Annotated in this window: 15 protein-coding genes; all 15 read right to left on the bottom strand. The window is 66.0% G+C overall.

From position 1 onward, the window contains the following. Position 1: 1 nt before the first annotated feature. The 15 genes from hisD to murD all read right to left on the bottom strand — a co-directional run bounded on the left by hisD (position 2) and on the right by murD (position 17,913). Entirely contained in the window at positions 2-1,318 is a 1,317-nt protein-coding gene (gene hisD / locus D9V32_RS01765) for a histidinol dehydrogenase (RefSeq protein WP_121647168.1), read from the bottom strand. A gap of 119 nt (positions 1,319-1,437) precedes the next feature. Beyond that, positions 1,438-2,436, bottom strand: a complete 999-nt coding sequence (locus D9V32_RS01760; protein WP_121647167.1) for a hypothetical protein — start codon at positions 2,434-2,436, stop codon at positions 1,438-1,440. Positions 2,437-2,478: 42 nt separating this feature from the next. Further along, the gene (gene dnaE / locus D9V32_RS01755) at positions 2,479-5,994 is read right to left on the bottom strand and encodes a DNA polymerase III subunit alpha (protein WP_121647166.1); all 3,516 of its coding nucleotides are present in this window, start codon (positions 5,992-5,994) and stop codon (positions 2,479-2,481) included. 124 nt (positions 5,995-6,118) lie between these two features. Then, the gene (locus D9V32_RS01750; RefSeq protein ID WP_121647165.1) at positions 6,119-7,039 is read right to left on the bottom strand and encodes an RluA family pseudouridine synthase; all 921 of its coding nucleotides are present in this window, start codon (positions 7,037-7,039) and stop codon (positions 6,119-6,121) included. Continuing rightward, on the bottom strand, positions 7,026-7,682 hold the full coding sequence (gene lspA, locus D9V32_RS01745; protein WP_121647164.1) for a signal peptidase II: 657 nt from the start codon (positions 7,680-7,682) through the stop codon (positions 7,026-7,028). The genes D9V32_RS01750 and lspA overlap by 14 nt, the downstream gene beginning before the upstream one ends. 52 nt (positions 7,683-7,734) lie before the next feature. Beyond that, the gene (locus D9V32_RS01740; protein WP_121647163.1) at positions 7,735-8,331 is read right to left on the bottom strand and encodes a DivIVA domain-containing protein; all 597 of its coding nucleotides are present in this window, start codon (positions 8,329-8,331) and stop codon (positions 7,735-7,737) included. 129 nt (positions 8,332-8,460) lie between these two features. After that, on the bottom strand, positions 8,461-8,766 hold the full coding sequence (locus D9V32_RS01735; protein ID WP_121647162.1) for a YggT family protein: 306 nt from the start codon (positions 8,764-8,766) through the stop codon (positions 8,461-8,463). Positions 8,767-8,768: 2 nt separating this feature from the next. Further along, a complete protein-coding gene (locus tag D9V32_RS01730; RefSeq protein WP_121647161.1) occupies positions 8,769-9,275 on the bottom strand; it encodes a cell division protein SepF in 507 nt (168 codons plus the stop codon). 45 nt (positions 9,276-9,320) lie between these two features. After that, positions 9,321-9,983 carry a YggS family pyridoxal phosphate-dependent enzyme gene (locus D9V32_RS01725; RefSeq protein WP_281272118.1) on the bottom strand — a complete coding sequence of 221 codons (663 nt, stop codon included), beginning with the start codon at positions 9,981-9,983 and terminating at the stop codon, positions 9,321-9,323. Between the two features lie 104 nt (positions 9,984-10,087). Further along, complete coding sequence (gene ftsZ, locus D9V32_RS01720) at positions 10,088-11,251, bottom strand: cell division protein FtsZ (RefSeq protein ID WP_121647160.1); 1,164 nt, start codon at positions 11,249-11,251, stop codon at positions 10,088-10,090. Positions 11,252-11,433: 182 nt separating this feature from the next. Next, positions 11,434-12,684 (bottom strand): cell division protein FtsQ/DivIB, encoded by a 1,251-nt coding sequence (locus D9V32_RS01715; RefSeq protein ID WP_121647159.1) that lies wholly within the window; start codon positions 12,682-12,684, stop codon positions 11,434-11,436. After that, the gene (gene murC / locus D9V32_RS01710) at positions 12,681-14,087 is read right to left on the bottom strand and encodes a UDP-N-acetylmuramate--L-alanine ligase (protein ID WP_121647158.1); all 1,407 of its coding nucleotides are present in this window, start codon (positions 14,085-14,087) and stop codon (positions 12,681-12,683) included. The genes D9V32_RS01715 and murC overlap by 4 nt, the downstream gene beginning before the upstream one ends. Before the next feature lie 54 nt (positions 14,088-14,141). Continuing rightward, entirely contained in the window at positions 14,142-15,218 is a 1,077-nt protein-coding gene (locus D9V32_RS01705) for a UDP-N-acetylglucosamine--N-acetylmuramyl-(pentapeptide) pyrophosphoryl-undecaprenol N-acetylglucosamine transferase (RefSeq protein WP_121647157.1), read from the bottom strand. A 3-nt stretch (positions 15,219-15,221) separates the two neighbouring features. Continuing rightward, positions 15,222-16,427, bottom strand: a complete 1,206-nt coding sequence (gene ftsW / locus D9V32_RS01700; RefSeq protein ID WP_121647156.1) for a putative lipid II flippase FtsW — start codon at positions 16,425-16,427, stop codon at positions 15,222-15,224. After that, entirely contained in the window at positions 16,396-17,913 is a 1,518-nt protein-coding gene (murD, locus tag D9V32_RS01695) for a UDP-N-acetylmuramoyl-L-alanine--D-glutamate ligase (protein ID WP_121647155.1), read from the bottom strand. Before murD ends, ftsW begins: the two co-directional genes overlap by 32 nt. Positions 17,914-17,925: the final 12 nt, after the last annotated feature.

Genomic DNA, 17,925 nt, shown 5'->3' with positions numbered 1-17,925 from the left:
ACTACTTAGCGGACGGGGTGAAACGGATCGCGACGGCGTCGCCGTGCGCGGGCAGGGCCTCGGCATCGGAGAGCGCGCGAATGCCCGCGGCAACCTCCTCCAGGCCGGTGGGGCCGTACTCGATGATCTGCTGCGGACGCAGGAACGTGGCGGCACCCAGCCCGGCCGAGAAGCGGCTCTGACCGCCGGTGGGCAGCACGTGGTTCGACCCGGCGAGGTAGTCGCCGAGGCTCACCGGGGAGTGCTCCCCCACGAAGATAGCACCGGCGCTGGTGATGTCGGCCAGGACCTCGGCGTTGCTCGCGGTCTGGATCTCCAGGTGCTCGGGGCCGTAGGCGTTGCTGAACCGCGCGGCGGCGGCCAGGTCCGCAACCAGCACGATCGCCGACTGCGGGCCGCCGAGGGCCTGCACGACCCGGGCGGAGTGCGTGGTGGTCTGCGATTGGCGTTCGAGCTCGGCGCGCACGCGCTCGGCGAACTCGGCCGAGTCGGTCACGAGCAGCGAGGCCGCGGCCTCATCGTGCTCGGCCTGGCTGATGAGGTCGGCGGCCACGTAGGTGGGGTTGGCGTGCTCATCGGCGATCACGAGAATCTCGGTGGTGCCGGCTTCAGAGTCGATACCAACCTGCCCCTTGACCAGGCGCTTGGCCGCCGCGACGTAGATGTTTCCCGGACCGGTCACGATGTCTACCGGCTCGAGGCCGATCTCCGGAATGCCGTAGGCGAGGGCACCAATCGCGCTCGCACCGCCGATGGCGTAAACCTCGGTGACGCCGAGCAGGCCGGCCGCTCCCAGAACGACCGGGTGCACGCTGCCGCCAAAGTCACGCTGCGCGGGCGAGGCCAGGGCGAGCGAGCCCACACCGGCCACCTGCGCGGGAATCACGTTCATAATCACGCTGGAGGGGTACACGGCCTTGCCGCCGGGCACGTAGAGGCCCACGCGGTCCACCGGCTGCCAGCGCTGCACAATCCGGGAGTCCGCCGTGAGCTCGGTTACCCGAGACTCGGGCACCTGAGCGGCGGAGGCGCGGCGCACGCGCTCAATCGCCACCTCGAGGGCCGCACGAACGGCGGGGTCGAGGGCCTCCACGGCCGCCTCGATGTCCTCGGCCGAAACGCGGACGCTCTCGGGCTCGCCACCATCGAAGCGGCGGGCATGCTCACGCAGGGCGGACTCGCCACCCGATCGCACCTCGTCGATGAGGTCCTTGGCCGCGGTCATCGCGACGGAGATGTCCACGGTGGGACGCGGCAGAAGGGCGGTGAGCTCGGCCGCACCGGGGCGGAGCTCGCGAAGATCAATCGTCTGAATCATGTCGACGCCCAGTTTAGCGCCTGCGCCCTTCCCCGGCCGCTCAACGAGCCGGGGAAGGGCGCGATTCCGCTGCACAGACGTCCAACTGCCTCGCCGACGCCGCGGAGTGCCCGGGGTTGCTACCCGCGGGTGAGGTTGCTCAGGTCGTACAGGATGCCGATCCGGCCATCATCCGCGCGCAGCACCAGCGAGTGTCCGCGATCCTCGACCGCGAGTACCCAGGCGGTCGGACCCATCTCGAAGAGCACGGCGGAACCATCCGGTGCGTAAACCGGGCGCGGGCTGAAGCTGTACACCCAGTACGGTGCCACGTGGGTCGGCGCGGGCGCTGCCGCGGCCGGAGCATACCCGGCGGGGTATGCGGTGCCCTCGGCGGGATGTGGGCCCCAGGCACCCTGCGGGCGCGGGCGTCGGGCGATCGGAATCACCGGACGAGCCGTGGGATCCGCGGGCACCTCCCCGCGCTCGGCAAACTCGGTGCGGTACAGCGGCAGGTAGGGCGCGAACGTGCTCGAGAACAGCATGAGCAGCGAGAACATCGCCGCGAATGGTAGCGTCCAGGTCAGCTGGCCCGGGGCGGTGAGGAGCGCATAGGAACCGATGAAGACGATGTAGCTCACCGAGGCGATCACCGCGGTGATCGACGCAAATTGATCCACCGAGAGCGTGCCCACCCGCCAGTTGATGCGCGGGACCAGCCGGCGCAGGAGCACGAGCAGCAGCGCGACCAGCGGAAGGATGCCCACCGCGATCGGCATCGGGACAAACTGCAGGTCCCAGAGCGTATAGCTCACCCGCACCTGGCGAATGGAAATCACCGGGGCAAACGAGAGCAGCACCACCGCGGCGCTGGTGATCAGGAACATCAGCTCTCGCAGCGTGAAGATCCCCACGGTGGGGATCCTGCGCACCGCAGAGGTACTCCCCGTGAAGACCCGGGGTTCCTCCCCGACGCTCGACGCGGGTTCACCCTGGGTCTGCGGGTGTTCCGCCGGGCTCCGCGGAGCCTCGGCGCTCACCGCGGGTGACGCCTCCGCGGCGCGCTCGAGGCGCTCCCACACGCCGGTCTCCGCCGAGTCCTGGGGCTGCGGCTGCGCGGGGTTCTCTGGTGTACTCATCGGTTCCTCTCGTGAACACGCATGATGCTGGGGGATTTCACTTTAGCCGAGGCAGTTGGGGCCGAGCAGAGATTTCAGCTCACCGAAGAGATCCGGGCTCACGCGCACCGGATAGTTCGGCACCTCGAAGACGCGGGCCACATCTCCGCGGGCGAGGCGAATGCGCAGCTCCCCCTCACCGCGGTGCCGTTCCAGCACCTCTCGGAGCTGCGTGATCACCGGCACCGTGGCGCGGGCATCGGGCATCGAGAGGTACAGCGGTGCCGAGGCGTCATCCTGCTCAAACTCGGGGGCAATCAGGCTGTAGGCGTGCAGGTTCATGCCGTCGTCGCGCATCGAGACGCGGCCGCGCACCACCACGATCGAGTCGGCGGTGAGCAGCGGACCAAACTCCTGGTAGCCCTTGCCCATGAACATCACGGTGATCTCACCGCTGAAGTCTTCAACCGTGATCATGCCGTACTGGTTGCCCGACTGCTTGGCCACGCGGTGCTGCACGCTCGTGACGAGGCCCGCGATGGTCACGGTATCGCCGTCCTGGGTGGACTCGGAGCCCATCAGGTCGAGGATCGTGGTCGTCGCGTGCTTCGCGAGCTGTAGCTCGAGCCCGGCCAGCGGGTGATCGGACACGTAGAGCCCGAGCATTTCGCGCTCAAACGCGAGCTTGTCGCGCTTCGCCCACTCGGGCCGATCGGGCACCTCGGAGTTGACCTCGTCGAGGTCAAAGATGCCGGCGAAGAGATCAACCTGGCCCTTCGCCTCGTTTCGCTTGAGCGACACCGCGGCCTCAACCGCGTCCTCGTGGATCTCGACGAGCGCGCGGCGGGTGTTACCCAGGGAGTCAAACGCCCCGGCCTTGACCAACGACTCCACGGTGCGCTTATTGGCGGCGTGAATCGGCACCTTCGCGAGGTAGTCGTGGAACGTCGTGTAGCGGCCCTTTTCCTCACGCGCCGCGCGAATGCCCTCCACCACGTTGTGCCCCACGTTACGGATCGCGCCGAGCCCGAAGCGAATGTCTTCGCCGACGGCGGCAAAGAATCCGATCGACTCGTTGACATCCGGCGGCAACACCTTGATACCCATCCGGCGACACTCGTTGAGGTAGATCGCGAGCTTGTCCTTGGAGTCGCCCACCGAGGTGAGGAGCGCCGCCATGTACTCGGCCGGGTAGTGGGCCTTCAGATAGGCGGTCCAGTAGGACACCAGACCGTACGCGGCGGTGTGTGCCTTGTTGAAGGCGTAGTCGGCGAACGACTCCAGCACCTTCCAGAGGGCGTCCATCGCCTCCTGCGAATAGCCGTTGCTCGCCATTCCCGCGAAGAAGTCGGCCTGCTGCTTATCCAGCTCGGACTTCTTCTTCTTACCCATCGCGCGGCGCAGCACGTCGGCCTGCCCAAGGCTAAAGCCTGCGAGCTTCTGGGCGGCACTCATCACCTGCTCCTGATACACGATCAGGCCGTAGGTTCCACCGAGGATCTCCTCGAGCGGTGCCTCGAGCTCCGGGTGAATCGGGGTGATCGCCTGCTGCTTGTTTTTACGCAGCGCGTAGTTTGTGTGAGAGTTCACACCCATGGGGCCCGGGCGATACAGCGCGAGCACCGCGGAAATGTCTTCGAAGTTGTCGGGCTTCATGAGGCGCAGCAGCGAGCGCATCGGGCCACCATCGAGCTGGAACACGCCCAGGGTGTCTCCGCGCGCCAGCAGCTCATAGGAGCCCACATCGCTGAGGTCGAGGTCTTCCAGGATCAGGGTTTCGCCACGGTTGGATCTGATGTTGTCGAGGGCGTCATCGATGATGGTGAGGTTTCGCAGCCCCAGGAAGTCCATCTTGATGAGGCCGAGGCTCTCGCAGGCCGGGTAGTCGAACTGGGTGACGATCTGGCCATCCTGCTCGCGCTTCATGATCGGGATGATGTCGATCAGCGGATCGGAGGACATGATCACACCGGCCGCGTGCACACCCCACTGGCGCTTCATGTTTTCCAGGCCCAGGGCGGTCTCGAAGACCTGCTTGGCCTCGGGGTCGGTCTCGACGACCGTGCGGACGTCCACGGCCTCCTTGTAGCGCGGGTGATCCTTATCGAAGATTCCGGTCAGCGGGATGTCCTTACCCATGATTGCCGGGGGCATCGCCTTGGTGAGCTTCTCGCCCATACCGAACGGGAAACCCAGCACGCGCGAGGAGTCCTTCAGCGCCTGCTTGGCCTTGATCGTGCCGTAGGTGACGATCTGGGCCACGCGCTCATCGCCGTACTTTGCGGTCACATACTGGATGACCTCCCCACGGCGACGGTCATCGAAGTCGACGTCGAAGTCGGGCATGGACACACGCTCGGGGTTCAGGAACCGCTCGAAGATGAGGCCGTGCTGGATCGGGTCGAGGTCGGTGATCTTCATCACGTAGGCGACCATCGAACCGGCACCCGAACCACGACCCGGGCCCACCCGGATGCCGTTCTTCTTCGACCAGTTGATGAAGTCGGCCACGACGAGGAAGTAGCCCGGGAAGCCCATCTGAATGATGACGCCCACCTCGTAGTTTGCGCGCTCACGCACATCGGCCGGGATACCGTTCGGGTACCGCTCGTGCAGACCCTTCTCGGTCTCCTTGATGAACCAGCTGTCCTCGGTCTCGCCCGCGGGCACCGGGAAGCGCGGCATGTAGTTGGCCTTGGTGTTGAACTCAACGTTGCAGCGCTCGGCGATGGCGAGGGTATTGTCGCAGGCCTCCTCATAGTCGCGGAAGAGGTGGCGCATCTCCTCGGCCGACTTGAGGTAGAACTCATCGGCGTCGAACTTGAAGCGGTTGGGGTCATCCAGGGTCGAGCCAGACTGCACGCACAGCAGAGCCGCGTGGGACTTGGCATCGTGGGCATGGGTGTAGTGCAGGTCGTTGGTGGCGACCAGCGGAATGCTGAGGTCCTTCGCGATCTTCAGCAGGTCACCCATGACCTGCTTCTCGATGCCGAGGCCGTGATCCATCAGCTCGCAGAAGAAATTTTCCTTGCCGAAGATGTCCTGGAACTCGGCGGCGGCCTTGATCGCCTCGTCGTACTGGCCGAGGCGCAGCCGGGTCTGGACCTCACCGGACGGGCACCCCGTGGTCGCGATCAGGCCCTTGCCGTAGGTCTGCAGCAGCTCGCGGTCCATGCGGGGCTTGAAGTAGTACCCCTCGATCGAGGCCAGCGAGTTCAGCCGGAACAGGTTGTGCATGCCCTCGGTGGTCTCCGACAGCAGCGTCATGTGGGTGTAAGAACCCGAACCCGAGACATCGTCTCGCGAACCGTCGCCCCAGCGCACCCGGGTGCGGTCGGTGCGGTGCGTGCGCGGGGTGAGGTACGCCTCGGTGCCGATGATCGGTTTGATTCCGGCATCGGTCGCGGTGCGCCAGAAGTCGAAGGCACCAAACACGTTTCCGTGGTCGGTCACGGCGACGGCGGGCATCCCCGATTCCTTGGCGGCTTCGATCAGCGGTTTGACCCGCGCTGCGCCGTCGAGCATCGAGTACTCACTGTGTACGTGCAGGTGCACAAACTGCTTATCCGAAGGGGTCAAAACTGCTCCGCTACTTCTCACGAGGATGAACCTCTAGGATACCCCGCCGGGCCCCGACGGGCACACGCAAAAACACCCCGCGAGCGGTCGCGGGGTGTTTTTGAGGGGTGATTCTCGGGGGAAACTAATCGTTTCTCAGGATCTCCAGGGCGTGTTCGAGATCGGCCGGATACGGTGCCTCAAACGAGACCCACTCACCGGTACCCGGGTGGGTGAACGCGAGCTTGTGCGCGTGCAGCCACTGCCGGGTCAGGCCCAGGCGCTCCGCCAACTGGGCGTCGCCGCCGTACAGCGGATCGCCCACGCAGGGGTGACGCTGCGCGGCCATGTGTACGCGAATCTGGTGCGTGCGGCCGGTCTCGAGGTGGATCTCGAGCAGGGCACCACGCAGGAACGCCTCGAGCGTTTCATAGTGGGTGATCGAGTGCTTGCCCTCGGTGGTGATCGCGAATTTCCAGTCGTGACGCGGGTGGCGTCCGATCGGAGCATCGATCGTGCCGGCGAGGGGATCCGGGTGGCCCTGAACCACCGCGTGATAGATCTTCTCCACCTCGCGGTCGTGGAACTGGCGCTTGAGCTCGGTATACGCGCGCTCGGACTTCGCCACGACCATGAGGCCGCTGGTACCCACGTCCAGCCGGTGCACGATGCCCGCCCGCTCGGCGGCGCCGGAGGTCGAGACCGTGTAGCCGGCACCCGCGAGGGCACCCAGCACGGTCGGGCCGCTCCACCCCTGCGAGGGATGCGCGGCCACGCCGGTGGGCTTGGCGATCACGATGATGTCCTCGTCGTCATAGACGACGTCGAGATCCTCGACCACCACGGGGATGATCGTGGGCTCGGCCTTCGGGGTCCAGGAGACCTCGAGCCAGTCCCCCGCCGACAGGCGGTCGGACTTCCCGAGGACGCGGCCACCGAGGCTCACGCCGCCGGCATCCGCCACCTCGGCTGCGAAGGTGCGGGAAAAACCGAGCAGCTTCGCGAGGCCGGCGTCCACCCGGGTTCCCTCGAGACCATCGGGAACGGGAAGGCTACGGCTTTGCATGGGGTTCCTCCTCGGAAACCGAAGGATCGGTGCTCTCGGCCACCGGGGCTCCGGCGGCCTTTCGGGCGGCGGCCTCCTCGGCATCCGCCTCGGCCAGCGTGGCGTCAATGGCTGCCCCCAGGGCGGCGCCATCACGCTCGGCGGCCTCCTGACGGCGACGCTCGGCACGACTCGGTGCGCGGGTGCCATCGAGGTTCACGCCCATGAACGAGAGGATCAGGAACAGACCCATCGCCGAGCAGATCAGGATGTCCGCAACGTTGTAAATCGCGGGCAGCATCCACGGGGTAAAGATGAAGTCGACCACGTGGCCGAGGCCGAACGAGGGCTCCCGGAACAGGCGATCGGTGAGGTTACCGAGCACGCCGCCGAGGAGCAGACCGATCATCACGGCCCAGGCTCGGGAGCGAATCTTGCCCCGGCGAGCAAACACGATGATCGCGACAACCACGGCGGAGGCCAGAATTGAGAAAATCCAGGTGCTACCGCTCGCAAGCGAGAACGCGGCACCCGGGTTTTTCACAAAGTGGAAAATGAGAAAGTCGCCAATAATCGGTACCGAGGTGCCCTCGGTCAGGTTATTGGTGACCAAATATTTGCTCGCCTGATCAGCGAGCAGTCCCGCTGCGGCGATAATCGCCAACAGCGGGACTGCCCACCGACCACTACGAGTCGAAGATTCCTGCGACAAGAACTTACTTCGAGCTGCCGGTGCCCGACTGCTCGTCGAGCTCCTTCAGCTGACCCTCGATGTAACCGCGCAGCTGCTTGCGGTAGTCACGCTCGAAGGTACGCAGCTCATCGATCTTGTTCTCGAGAACGCTCTTCTGCTTGTCGAGAATTTCGACCTGTGCGCGCTGCTTGGCTTCGGTCTCGGCGATCAGGCGAGCGGCGGTGGCGTGACCCTCGGCGATGAGCTCATCGCGCTTGTCGGTACCCTCCTTGACGTGCTCGTCGTGCAGACGACGGGCGAGCTGCAGCAGGCTCGAGGAGCTCTCTGCATCGTCGCCGGCCGGAGCGGCCGCGGCAGGAACCGCGGAAACCGGTGCGGGAACGGCGGCAACGGGTGCAGCTGCGACCGGAGCGACGGCTACCGGTGCGGCGGCCGGAGCCGGCTGACCGCTTTCGGCGGCCTTCAGGCGCTCGGTGAGCTCCTGGTTTTCCTGCACCAGACGACGCAGCTCGACCACTACCTCGTCGAGGAAGTCATCTACCTCGTCCTGGTCGTAGCCCTCGCGGAACTTCGTCTGCTGGAACTGCTTGTTGACTACATCTTCCGGAGTTAGCGCCATGGCTTTCCACCCTTACTTGTAACGACAGATTGCGGATCCGATGCCCACGAGGGTTCGTGGGATCAAAAACAATTGTGGTGACTTCGCCCCAAGACGAAAGTCGTGACACTTCACCCTACCGTGAAGCGCCTAAAGACGGAGGAAGTTGTTCACGAGTGTCATCGCAATGAGGACACAGAACATGGTGATGCTCCACCCGAAATCGAGCATAGCGCCACCGATTCGCACCGGAGGTAGGATCCGGCGGAAGAACCTGATCGGAGGATCGGTCAGCGTGAATACCAGTTCGGCCGCCACGAGAAGCGCCCGTTGCGGACGCCACCCGGGACGGATGGAGCGGTAGAGCTCCAACGCAAATCGAGCCCAGAGGATAATGAAGTACAGCAGGAGCAGGTTGCCAAGGACAAACCTGAGGACGCCGATGGCAAGTTCCACGACTACTGCTGAGCGAAGAAGGTGTTCTCGGCGTCCGCGGCATCGGCCGCGTCACCCAGAATTGCAACGTGCTGCGGCGAAAGCAGGAACACCTTGCTGGTGACCCGCTCGATCTTTCCGCCGAGACCCTGCGACAGACCGCTCGCGAAGTCGATCAGACGACGTGCGTCGCCATCACTCATCTGCGAGAGGTTGATGATGACCGGAACACCCTCGCGGAAGGTTTCGGCAATCACCTGTGCATCCTTGTACTGCTTGGGGTGCACGGTTAGGATCTCGTTCAGCTCGTTCGGAGCCGACTGGCGGGTCACGGCGGGGCGACGCAGCGGGGTTACCGCCGCACGCACGGGTGCCTGGACCGGAGCTACCGGCGACTCGGTGGGAGCACTGGCGACCGCGGGCTCGGCAGACTGAGCCTGCGCCTGGGCCTTCTGCTGAGCCTCCTGATACTCGAGGTCATCATCAGCCAGTCCCAAATAGACCATGGTCTTCTTGAGCGGGTTGGACATTGGTACCTCCGATTTCGCGCGGTTCTTAGATAAAGGTTAACGTGGTTACCGGCGATTACCGGTAATTGCAGATCCAATTCGAAGGTGTGTCGCACCCTCGGCGATGGCGTCGGCAAAGTCGTGTGACATTCCAGCGGAGATAAACCGCGCCGCGGGATCGAGCGTACGCACCGAGTCCGAGAGTTCGCGCAATTTCGCGAACGCCGCGCGCGCCTCTCCCTCCAGTGGAGCAACCGCCATGACGCCCTGCAGGGTGAGCGCAGGAGCCGCCAGCACACGCTCGGCAAGCGCCAGCACGTCGCTCGGCTGCACGCCGCCGCGGGCGGGATCCTCGGTCAGATTGACCTGGATAAACGCGGGCAGTGGCGGCGCGTCGGGAAGCTCGGGATCCGGCTGCGCGAGGGCGTCCACCACGCTCGCACGATCCAGCGAGTGCACGGAAAGGGCGTAGCGCCGCACCTGTCGGGCCTTCTTCGACTGCAACTGGCCAATGAAGTGCCAGCGCAGTCCCTCAAGGTCCGAGGTCTCCTCGGCCTTGTCCCGGGCCTCCTGATGGCGATTCTCCCCCACGTCACGAACCCCCAGCGCGTAGAGGTCGCGGACCAGATCGGCGGGGTGGAACTTCGTCACCACGATGGTGGTGAGTTCGGCGGGATCGCGGCCCGCATCACGCGCGGCCGAGGTGATCCGCTCGGTCATCTCGGCCAGCGCCTGCGCACGGGACGGGTCCGACAGAATTGGGGTGGAAGCCGCAGCGGCGGCGAGGGGGTTTCCCTCGCCGCCGGCGGGCACACTGAGTGACACCTGAGCTACTACTTCAGGAAGTCGGGGATGTCCAGCTCGCCCGAGTCCGCGAATGCGGGGTCTGCGGTGGCGGGCGGGGTGTCGAGGTTTTCGGCGGTGACGTTCCAGCCGGCGGCGGGCTCATCCACGATCATCTCGGTGGCGGCCACGGCCTCGGTCGAGGTCAGGACACCGCCCGCGGCGATCTTGGCATCCTTGAGCGCCTCAACGCTCTTGGCCGGCGGCTCGCCGCCATCAAAGCCCGCGGCGATGACGGTGACGCGCACCTCGTCGCCCAGGCTGTCGTCGATGACGGTACCGAAGATGATGTTGGCCTCGGGGTGCACGGCCTCCTGGACCAGACGCGCGGCGTCGTTGATCTCGAAGATACCGAGGTTTGAGCCACCCTGGATCGACAGCAGCACGCCGTGTGCGCCCTCGATGGATGCCTCCAGCAGCGGCGAGGCCACGGCCAGCTCGGCGGCCTTGATCGCGCGGTCAGCACCGCGCGAGGAACCGATACCCATAAGCGCGGAACCCGCGCCCTGCATGACCGACTTGACGTCGGCGAAGTCGAGGTTGATCAGACCGGGGGTCGTGATCAGGTCGGTGATGCCCTGGACACCGGCCAGGAGCACCTGGTCGGCGGTCGCGAAGGCCTCCACCATGGAGATGCCGCGGTCGCTGATCTCGAGCAGGCGGTCGTTCGGCACCACGATGAGGGTGTCGACTTCTTCCTTGAGCTTGGCAACGCCGAGCTCGGCCTGAGCCTGGCGGCGGCGACCCTCAAACCCGAAGGGCTTGGTCACGACACCGATGGTCAGTGCGCCGATCGACTTGGCGATGCGGGCAACAACGGGGGCGCCACCGGTTCCGGTGCCACCGCCCTCACCCGCGGTCACGAAGACCATATCGGCACCGGCGAGGGCGTTTTCGATTTCCTCCGCGTGATCCTCGGCTGCGCGGCGACCCACCTCGGGGTCGGCACCGGCACCCAGGCCGCGAGTGAGCTCGCGGCCCACGTCCAGCTTGACGTCGGCATCGCTCATCAGCAGTGCCTGTGCGTCGGTGTTGATGGCGATGAATTCCACGCCGCGGAGGCCAAGCTCGATCATGCGGTTCACGGCGTTTACGCCGCCACCGCCGATACCGACGACCTTGATCTCGGCGAGGTAGTTCTGGTTTGCTGTCACGTCGACCTCCGGTGAGAACTCTCAACCTTTACTTTAGGTTTAAAGTTATGCTCAGTATGCATTTCCTTTCCCTGACGGTATGCCCCGAACGGGGTCTCACGCCGCCGACACGCCCGCGTGTCCAGACATTCCGAGGAAAGAAGTGAATCCGGACCCTGATCAGGGTCCAAAACAGGGAAAAACTAGCCCACGACTCCGATTTCGGCCGAGGTCACGTTGATGCGTTTGGCTTCGGGTTGGGCCTTCATCAGCGCCTCGAGCAGCTTTGCCTTGATCACGCCGTCGGCCGCATCGCCCCAGAGCACCGTGGTCTCGGAGTCGGTCAGGCCGAACGTCACGTCGTCTCGAGTGGTCGCACCGATGCTCGACACCCTGGCCCGAAGCTCCTCGGGCATCGAGCGCAGCACCGCGGCGGCCGCCCGGAAGGCATCCATCGAGGCGGTGCGATCGGCGGTAATTTCGGGATAGCCCGCGGGCCGCTCCCCCGTGCGATCGATCACGACGCCCGCGGCATCCACCAGCTCATACCCCGCATTCGTCGCCACGACCCCCACCGGGGTGCGCTCGACGATGCGCACGATCAGGGTGCTGGGCGGGCTCGACTCGACCCGATACGACTCGATCAGGGGAAACTCAGTGAGTACGGCCTTGATCGCGCTCTGATCCACCAGCGGGAACGGTGTGCCAAGCTGGCTCGCGAGCTCGTGTTCGAGGGCCGAGCCGCTGAGGCGGTCGGTCCCGCGCACATCAATCTTGCGCACCGAGAGAATCGGCGTGTAGCTCAGCAATGTCGCGATCAGGGCGACACCCACGACGGAGCCCACCGCAATCAGCCACGCGCGGCGACGCCGCCGGGTGCGCACGGTGAAGCGGCGCACCTCCTGCCTCTCAAAGCGCTTACGCTCGCGCTTGGCCTCCCGGGCCACCCGGGCGGCGTTCTCAGGGTCGGGCTGCGCCGAAAAGGCCGCCTCGGATACGGCGGGGCCTACGGTTGCAGAATCGGCGGCGGAACCGGCGGCCGAACCCGTGACGGCGGAACGCGATGACGTCGAGGGTCCGGACGCTGCCGCGCTCCTCGACCGGGTGCCGATCTCCTCGGTCGCGGCGAGATCCGCCGAGAGGTCCTCGGTGGTCGTTTCGCCGGGGGCTGAGGTGGTCGAGCCAGCCTGGCGCGCACGCGCCACGGCCTGGGCAATCCAGTCCGAGGCGGTCGTTCCACCCCCGGTGTCGGCGTTCACTGCCGCGGGGGTCGTGTCGGCTTCCCGAGGAGTCTCGGGTTCCCGCTGCTCCTCGGGTTCGGCGGGCTTCGCGGCCGGCCGGGTCAGCCGCGGCACCGCCGGTGTCTCCGTCGCGTCCTCTGCGGGGCGGCGCGGCGAACCGCCCGCACCGTCCTCGGGACGGCGCGGGGTGGGGACGCCGGAGGGCCGCTTCATCGCTCGGTAGCGCCCGAGTTCAGAGCGTCCAACACCTGCGGGATGATCTTGTAGACGTCACCACAGCCCAGGGTGACCACGAAGTCCCCGGGGCGGGCCACGGTAGCCACGTAGTCCGCGGCGGCCTGCCAGTCGGCCTCGTAGTGCACGCGGGTCTTGTCCGCCCAGCGCTCGGAGACGATCTCACCGGTCACCCCGGGGATCGGGTCCTCACGGGCCGCACAGATGTCGAGCACGACCGTGTGGTCGGCAACGCGCTCAAGAACCTCGGCGAACTCGCCCGCCAGCGCCATGGTGCGGCTAAACAGGTGCGGCTGCTGGATCGCGATGATCCGGCCCTCACCCACCACGTCGCGCGCGGCGGTCAGGGCGGCATCCACCTCGGTCGGGTGGTGTGCGTAGTCATCGTAGACGCTCACACCGGCGGCCACGCCGTGCAGGTCGAAGCGGCGCTGGGTGCCACCAAACTCGGCCACCGCGGCCAGCGAGGCGGCGGGGTCGAAGCCCAGGCCGATCAGCACGGTGACGGCACCCGCGGCGTTCAGCGCGTTGTGGTGGCCGGGAACACGCAGGCTCGCGTGGTGATCGGTTCCGTCGTAGGTGAGGGTGAACGAGACGTTGCCCTCGGTCACGATGTTGTGCACGCGAACGGTGGCGTTCTCGGCCTCGCCGAAGCTCAGCACGCGGGTGTTATCGCCGAGCAGGGCGGTGATGCGCAGAGCACCGGGGTCATCCGAGGAGATGGCCACGAACTCGCGCGTCTTCGAGGCAAACTCAACAAACGCCTGGTCGAAGGCCTCGAGGCTGCCGTAGTGGTCCAGGTGATCGGTGTCGACATTGGTGATCAGTGCCACCGCGGTGTCGTACAGCAGGAACGAGCCGTCGGACTCATCGGCCTCGAGCACAAACAGCTCGCCGGTGCCGCCGTCGCTCGAGACACCAAAGGGCTCGATCACGCCGCCGTTAACAAAGCTCGGGCTCTCCTGGAGGCCGAGCAGACCGGTCACGAGCATGCCCGTCGAGGTGGTCTTGCCGTGCGCACCGGCGACGGCGACGAGGCGCTTACCCCGGGTCAGGCCGGCGAGGGCCTGCGAGCGGTGCAGCACCGGAATACCGTTATCGATCGCGTAGCGGTACTCGGGGTTCTCGGGCCACAGGGCGCTGGTCACGACCAGGGTGTCGGCGCCCACAGCGTTGGCCGCATCGTGCCCCACCGAGGTGGTGGCACCGAGCTCGCGCAGGCTCGCGAGCTTCGGCGAATCCTCGCGGTCCGATCCCGAAACCTCGAATCCGGCCTGCAGATACATGCGGGCAATACCGCTCATACCCGAGCCGCCAATGCCCACAAAGTGGAGTCGTCCCAGGTTTTCGGGAATCTCAACCGAGAAGTCCGGCTTGATCACGTGTATTTCCTCCTTCGCGGGCGAACCGCGCAAAAAAATGTGTGGGTGCGGGGGTTAGCCCGCGGCGAGGGCGCCGTCGATCACGGCGAGCAGACGTTCGGTGCCGTCGAGGCTACCCATCAGACGAGACTGTACCGCCATATCCTGAACGCGCGTTTTGTCTTGCAGCAGCGGGATCAGGGTTTCGCGCACCCACTCCGGGGTAAAGGCGGCGTCGTCCACGAGCAGGGCACCGCCGGCGCGCACGGCATCGGCCGCGTTGAAGCGCTGCTCACCGTTACCCACCGGGTACGGAATGTAGGCGGCGGGTACGCCGAGGGCCGACATCTCACTCACGGTCGCGGCACCGGCGCGGGACACCGCGAAGTCCGCCACGGCGAGGGCGAGGTCCATCCGGTCGCAGTACTCGATCACGCGGTAGCCCGGGGCACCGGTGTCGCGCAGATCGGAGCGGCCACCCACGATGTGCAGGATCTGATAGCCCGCGGCCACGATCTCCTGCTGTGAGCTCGCGATGGTCTGGTTGAGTTTGCGGGCACCGGTGGAGCCACCGGTCACCAGGAGCGTGCGCGAGGCGGGATCCAGGCCGAAGAGCGCATAGCCCTCGGCGCGAGCGGTGTCACGCTCCAGGGTCACGATCTCGTGACGGAGCGGCATACCCACGTAGCTGCCACCACGCAGGCGGGTGCCGTGGAAGGCCACGCCGATGTGGTCGGTGTAGCGGGCACCCATCTTGTTGGCAAGACCCGGCTTGGCGTTTGCCTCGTGGATCACGAGCGGGGTCTTGGTGTTCTTGGCCGCACGATAGGCCGGGGCCGACGCGTAGCCGCCATAACCGACCACCACGTCGATCTGGCGCTCACGGATGATGCGGGCCACATCGGCTACCGCACGGCGATACTTTGCCGGGAAACGCAGCGCCGCGCCGTTCAGACGGCGCGGGAAGGGCAGACGCTCGATGGTGAGGAGCTCGTATCCGCGAGCGGGAACGAGGCGGGCCTCGAGGCCCTCCTTGGTACCAAGAACGTAGATTTTCGCCTGGGGATCCCGCGCGCGCAGGGCGTCGGCGGTGGCGAGCAGCGGGTTCACGTGCCCGGCGGTGCCACCTCCGGCAAGCAGGTAGTTGGTCATGGGTTACTCCGTTTTCTGGACGGAGACGACGGGCGTCTCTCGAATACTGTTTTGCGACTGCCCCCGGGCGAAGGATAGCACCACACCGATAGCGGCGAGTGAGGTGATCAGCGCGGTGCCACCCTGGGAGAGTAGCGGAAGTGGCACACCGAGCACCGGCAGCAGGCGCAGCACGACGGCGACGTTGACGAGGGCCTGACCGATAATCCAAACCATGATCGCGCCGGTGGTGATGCGCACCATCGGCTCGCTGGCCTGACGGATGACGCGGATGAAGCAGATCGCGAGCAGGGCAAACAGCGCGAGCACCACGATGGCGCCGATCAGGCCGAGCTCCTCCCCCACGATCGCAAAGATGTAGTCGTTGGAGGCCGCGGGCAGCCAGGAGAACTTCTCCCGGGAGTTTCCGAGACCGAGACCGAACACCCCGCCGTTGGCGAGAGCCCAGGTGCCGTGTAGGGGCTGCCAGCACAGACCGTTGTAGTCGGCGCAGCCCTCCTCAAGGAAGGAGCCGATGCGGTCCTTACGGTTGGAGCTGGTCATCACAAAGAAGATCACGCCCACGGCAGCCAGCGCGATGGGCACAAACAGATAGCGAAGCTTGACGTTGGCGAAGAACAGTCCACCAAACACCAGCACGGCCATGATCATCACGGTACCGAGGTCGTGGCCCAGCTGAACGAGGCCCAGGGCCACGATTGACACCGGTACCACCGGGATCACCACGTGACGCCAGTTATCCAGCAGGGTGTACTTTCGGCCGAGCACCACACCCAGCCAGATACACAGTGCGAGCTTCACGGCCTCCGAGGGCTGAGCCGTAAAGACACCGAGACTGATCCAGTTCCGGTTACCACCGTCCTCGATACCGAGCGGGGTGAACACCAGCAGCTGCAGCAGCATCGTGGCGATCAGCAGCGGCCAGGCCCACTTCTTCCAGAAGTCGAGGCTGAAGCGGCTGATGATCAGCATCAGCGGAATACCCACCACGGCGAACGTGGCCTGCTTCCAGAAGCCGCCGAAGAACCCCTTGTCGTCGAGCCAGGAGTCGACGCTCGAGGCCGACAGCACCATGACCAGGCCGATCAGCACCAGGAAGATCGTGGTGCCGAGCAGGAGGTAGTAGTTCGAGGACTCGGGCGCAAACAGCTTGCCCACGCTGACGCGGGCGGTGGTGTTAGCCTTCGACGTGCTCGCTGGGGAGTCCATTCGCCGGTCCTCCCCACTGATCGCGGACCGCGGTTGCAAAACGCTGCCCACGATCGGAATAACTCACAAACTGATCCATCGATGCCGCGGCGGGTGCCAGCAGGACGGTGTCGCCCTCGGTGGCAAACCCCGCGGCCAGTTCGACCGCGTGCGTCATCACATCACCAGTTTCCGTCGCGGTGACCTCAACCACCGCGACCTCGGGCGCGTGTCGCGCGAACGCGTCCCGCAACTCGCCGCGTTCGGCACCGATCAGCACCACTCCGCGCAGTCGCGGAGCGAACTCCACGATCAGGTCATCGAGGTGTGCACCCTTGAGGAGCCCGCCCACGATCCAGACCACCGAGGGGAACGCGCCGAGCGAGGCCCGGGCGGCGTGTGCGTTGGTGGCCTTGGAGTCATCCACCCAGTGGATGCCGCCGGCGGTGAGTACGCTCTCGACGCGGTGGGCGTCGGCGCGGAAGTTGGCCAGCGCCTCGGCGATCGACTCGGGGGTGATCCCCACCGAGCGCGCGAGGGCGCTGGCGGCCAGAATATCCTCGACGATGTGCGGGGCACCGAGGCCACGCTCGGCGAGGTCGGCAACGGTCGCGAGTTCGAGGGCCGAGTGGTGGCGGTCCTCGTGGAACGCGCGATCCACGAGGATCCCCTCCACGACACCCACGTCGCTCGGTCCGGGTACGCCGAGGTCAAAACCGATGGCGCGGGCACCGTCGCGGACATCCGCGGCGCGCACCATCTCCTCGGTCACGACGTCGGCCTTGTTGTACACGCAGGCGTTGCTGACGTTTTCGTAGACGAAACCCTTGGCGGCGATGTAGCCGGCGAGGCCACCGTGCCAGTCGAGGTGATCATCGGCGATGTTCAGGCACACCGAGGAGATCGGCGAGATCGGCGAGGAGCCGGTCTGAACGGCCAGGTAGTGCAGCTGGAAGCTCGAGAGCTCCACCACGAAGAAATCAAAGCCGCCCGGATCGCGCACCGCGTCGAGCACCGGCACACCGATGTTGCCGCAGGGGGCCACCCGCAGGCCCTGAGCTGCGATCATCGAGGCGGTGAGCTGCGTGGTCGTGGTCTTGCCGTTGGTGCCGGTCACGAGGATCCACTCGGCCGGGGTACCCGACTTATCGCGCACGCGCCAGGCGAGCTCGATGTCTCCCCAGACCGGAACGGCGTTCTCGGCTGCCCAGCGAACGAGCGGGTGATCCGGGCGGAAGCCCGGGGAAACCACCAGCACGTCGGCGTTGTGGGCCGTCAGCGCCTCGGGCACCACGCTCAGGTCACCGGTGTGCAGGCTCGCGCCAATCACCGGGACCAGGCGGGCGAGGTCGCCCTCGGCCGACTCGGCCAGAACCAGCACCTCGGCACCCAGCTCGGTCAGGGTATCGGCGACCGAAAAACCGGTCTTTCCGAGACCAAGAACGGCAACCCGAAGCCCCTTCCAGTCCGCGTACCAGCTGTTCAGGGAATCAAGCGATGAAGTCATACGTTCTTTCTT

It is taken from the genome of Mycetocola tolaasinivorans, assembly GCF_003667565.1.
Classification (GTDB): Bacteria; Actinomycetota; Actinomycetes; order Actinomycetales; family Microbacteriaceae; genus Mycetocola; species Mycetocola tolaasinivorans.
Note: the sequence above shows the minus strand (reverse complement) of the source record. Positions and strands in the feature narration are given on the sequence as shown.

What these genes read in the sequence shown, in the direction of transcription:
- D9V32_RS01730 (WP_121647161.1), bottom strand. Translation starts at nt 9,275, where the DNA reads ATGTCCAACCCGCTCAAGAAGACCATGGTCTATTTGGGACTGGCTGAT.
- D9V32_RS01705 (WP_121647157.1), bottom strand. Translation starts at nt 15,218, where the DNA reads ATGACCAACTACCTGCTTGCCGGAGGTGGCACCGCCGGGCACGTGAAC.
- D9V32_RS01760 (WP_121647167.1), bottom strand. Translation starts at nt 2,436, where the DNA reads ATGAGTACACCAGAGAACCCCGCGCAGCCGCAGCCCCAGGACTCGGCG.
- D9V32_RS01740 (WP_121647163.1), bottom strand. Translation starts at nt 8,331, where the DNA reads ATGGCGCTAACTCCGGAAGATGTAGTCAACAAGCAGTTCCAGCAGACG.
- D9V32_RS01715 (WP_121647159.1), bottom strand. Translation starts at nt 12,684, where the DNA reads ATGAAGCGGCCCTCCGGCGTCCCCACCCCGCGCCGTCCCGAGGACGGT.
- hisD (WP_121647168.1), bottom strand. Translation starts at nt 1,318, where the DNA reads ATGATTCAGACGATTGATCTTCGCGAGCTCCGCCCCGGTGCGGCCGAG.
- ftsW (WP_121647156.1), bottom strand. Translation starts at nt 16,427, where the DNA reads ATGGACTCCCCAGCGAGCACGTCGAAGGCTAACACCACCGCCCGCGTC.
- murD (WP_121647155.1), bottom strand. Translation starts at nt 17,913, where the DNA reads ATGACTTCATCGCTTGATTCCCTGAACAGCTGGTACGCGGACTGGAAG.
- D9V32_RS01750 (WP_121647165.1), bottom strand. Translation starts at nt 7,039, where the DNA reads ATGCAAAGCCGTAGCCTTCCCGTTCCCGATGGTCTCGAGGGAACCCGG.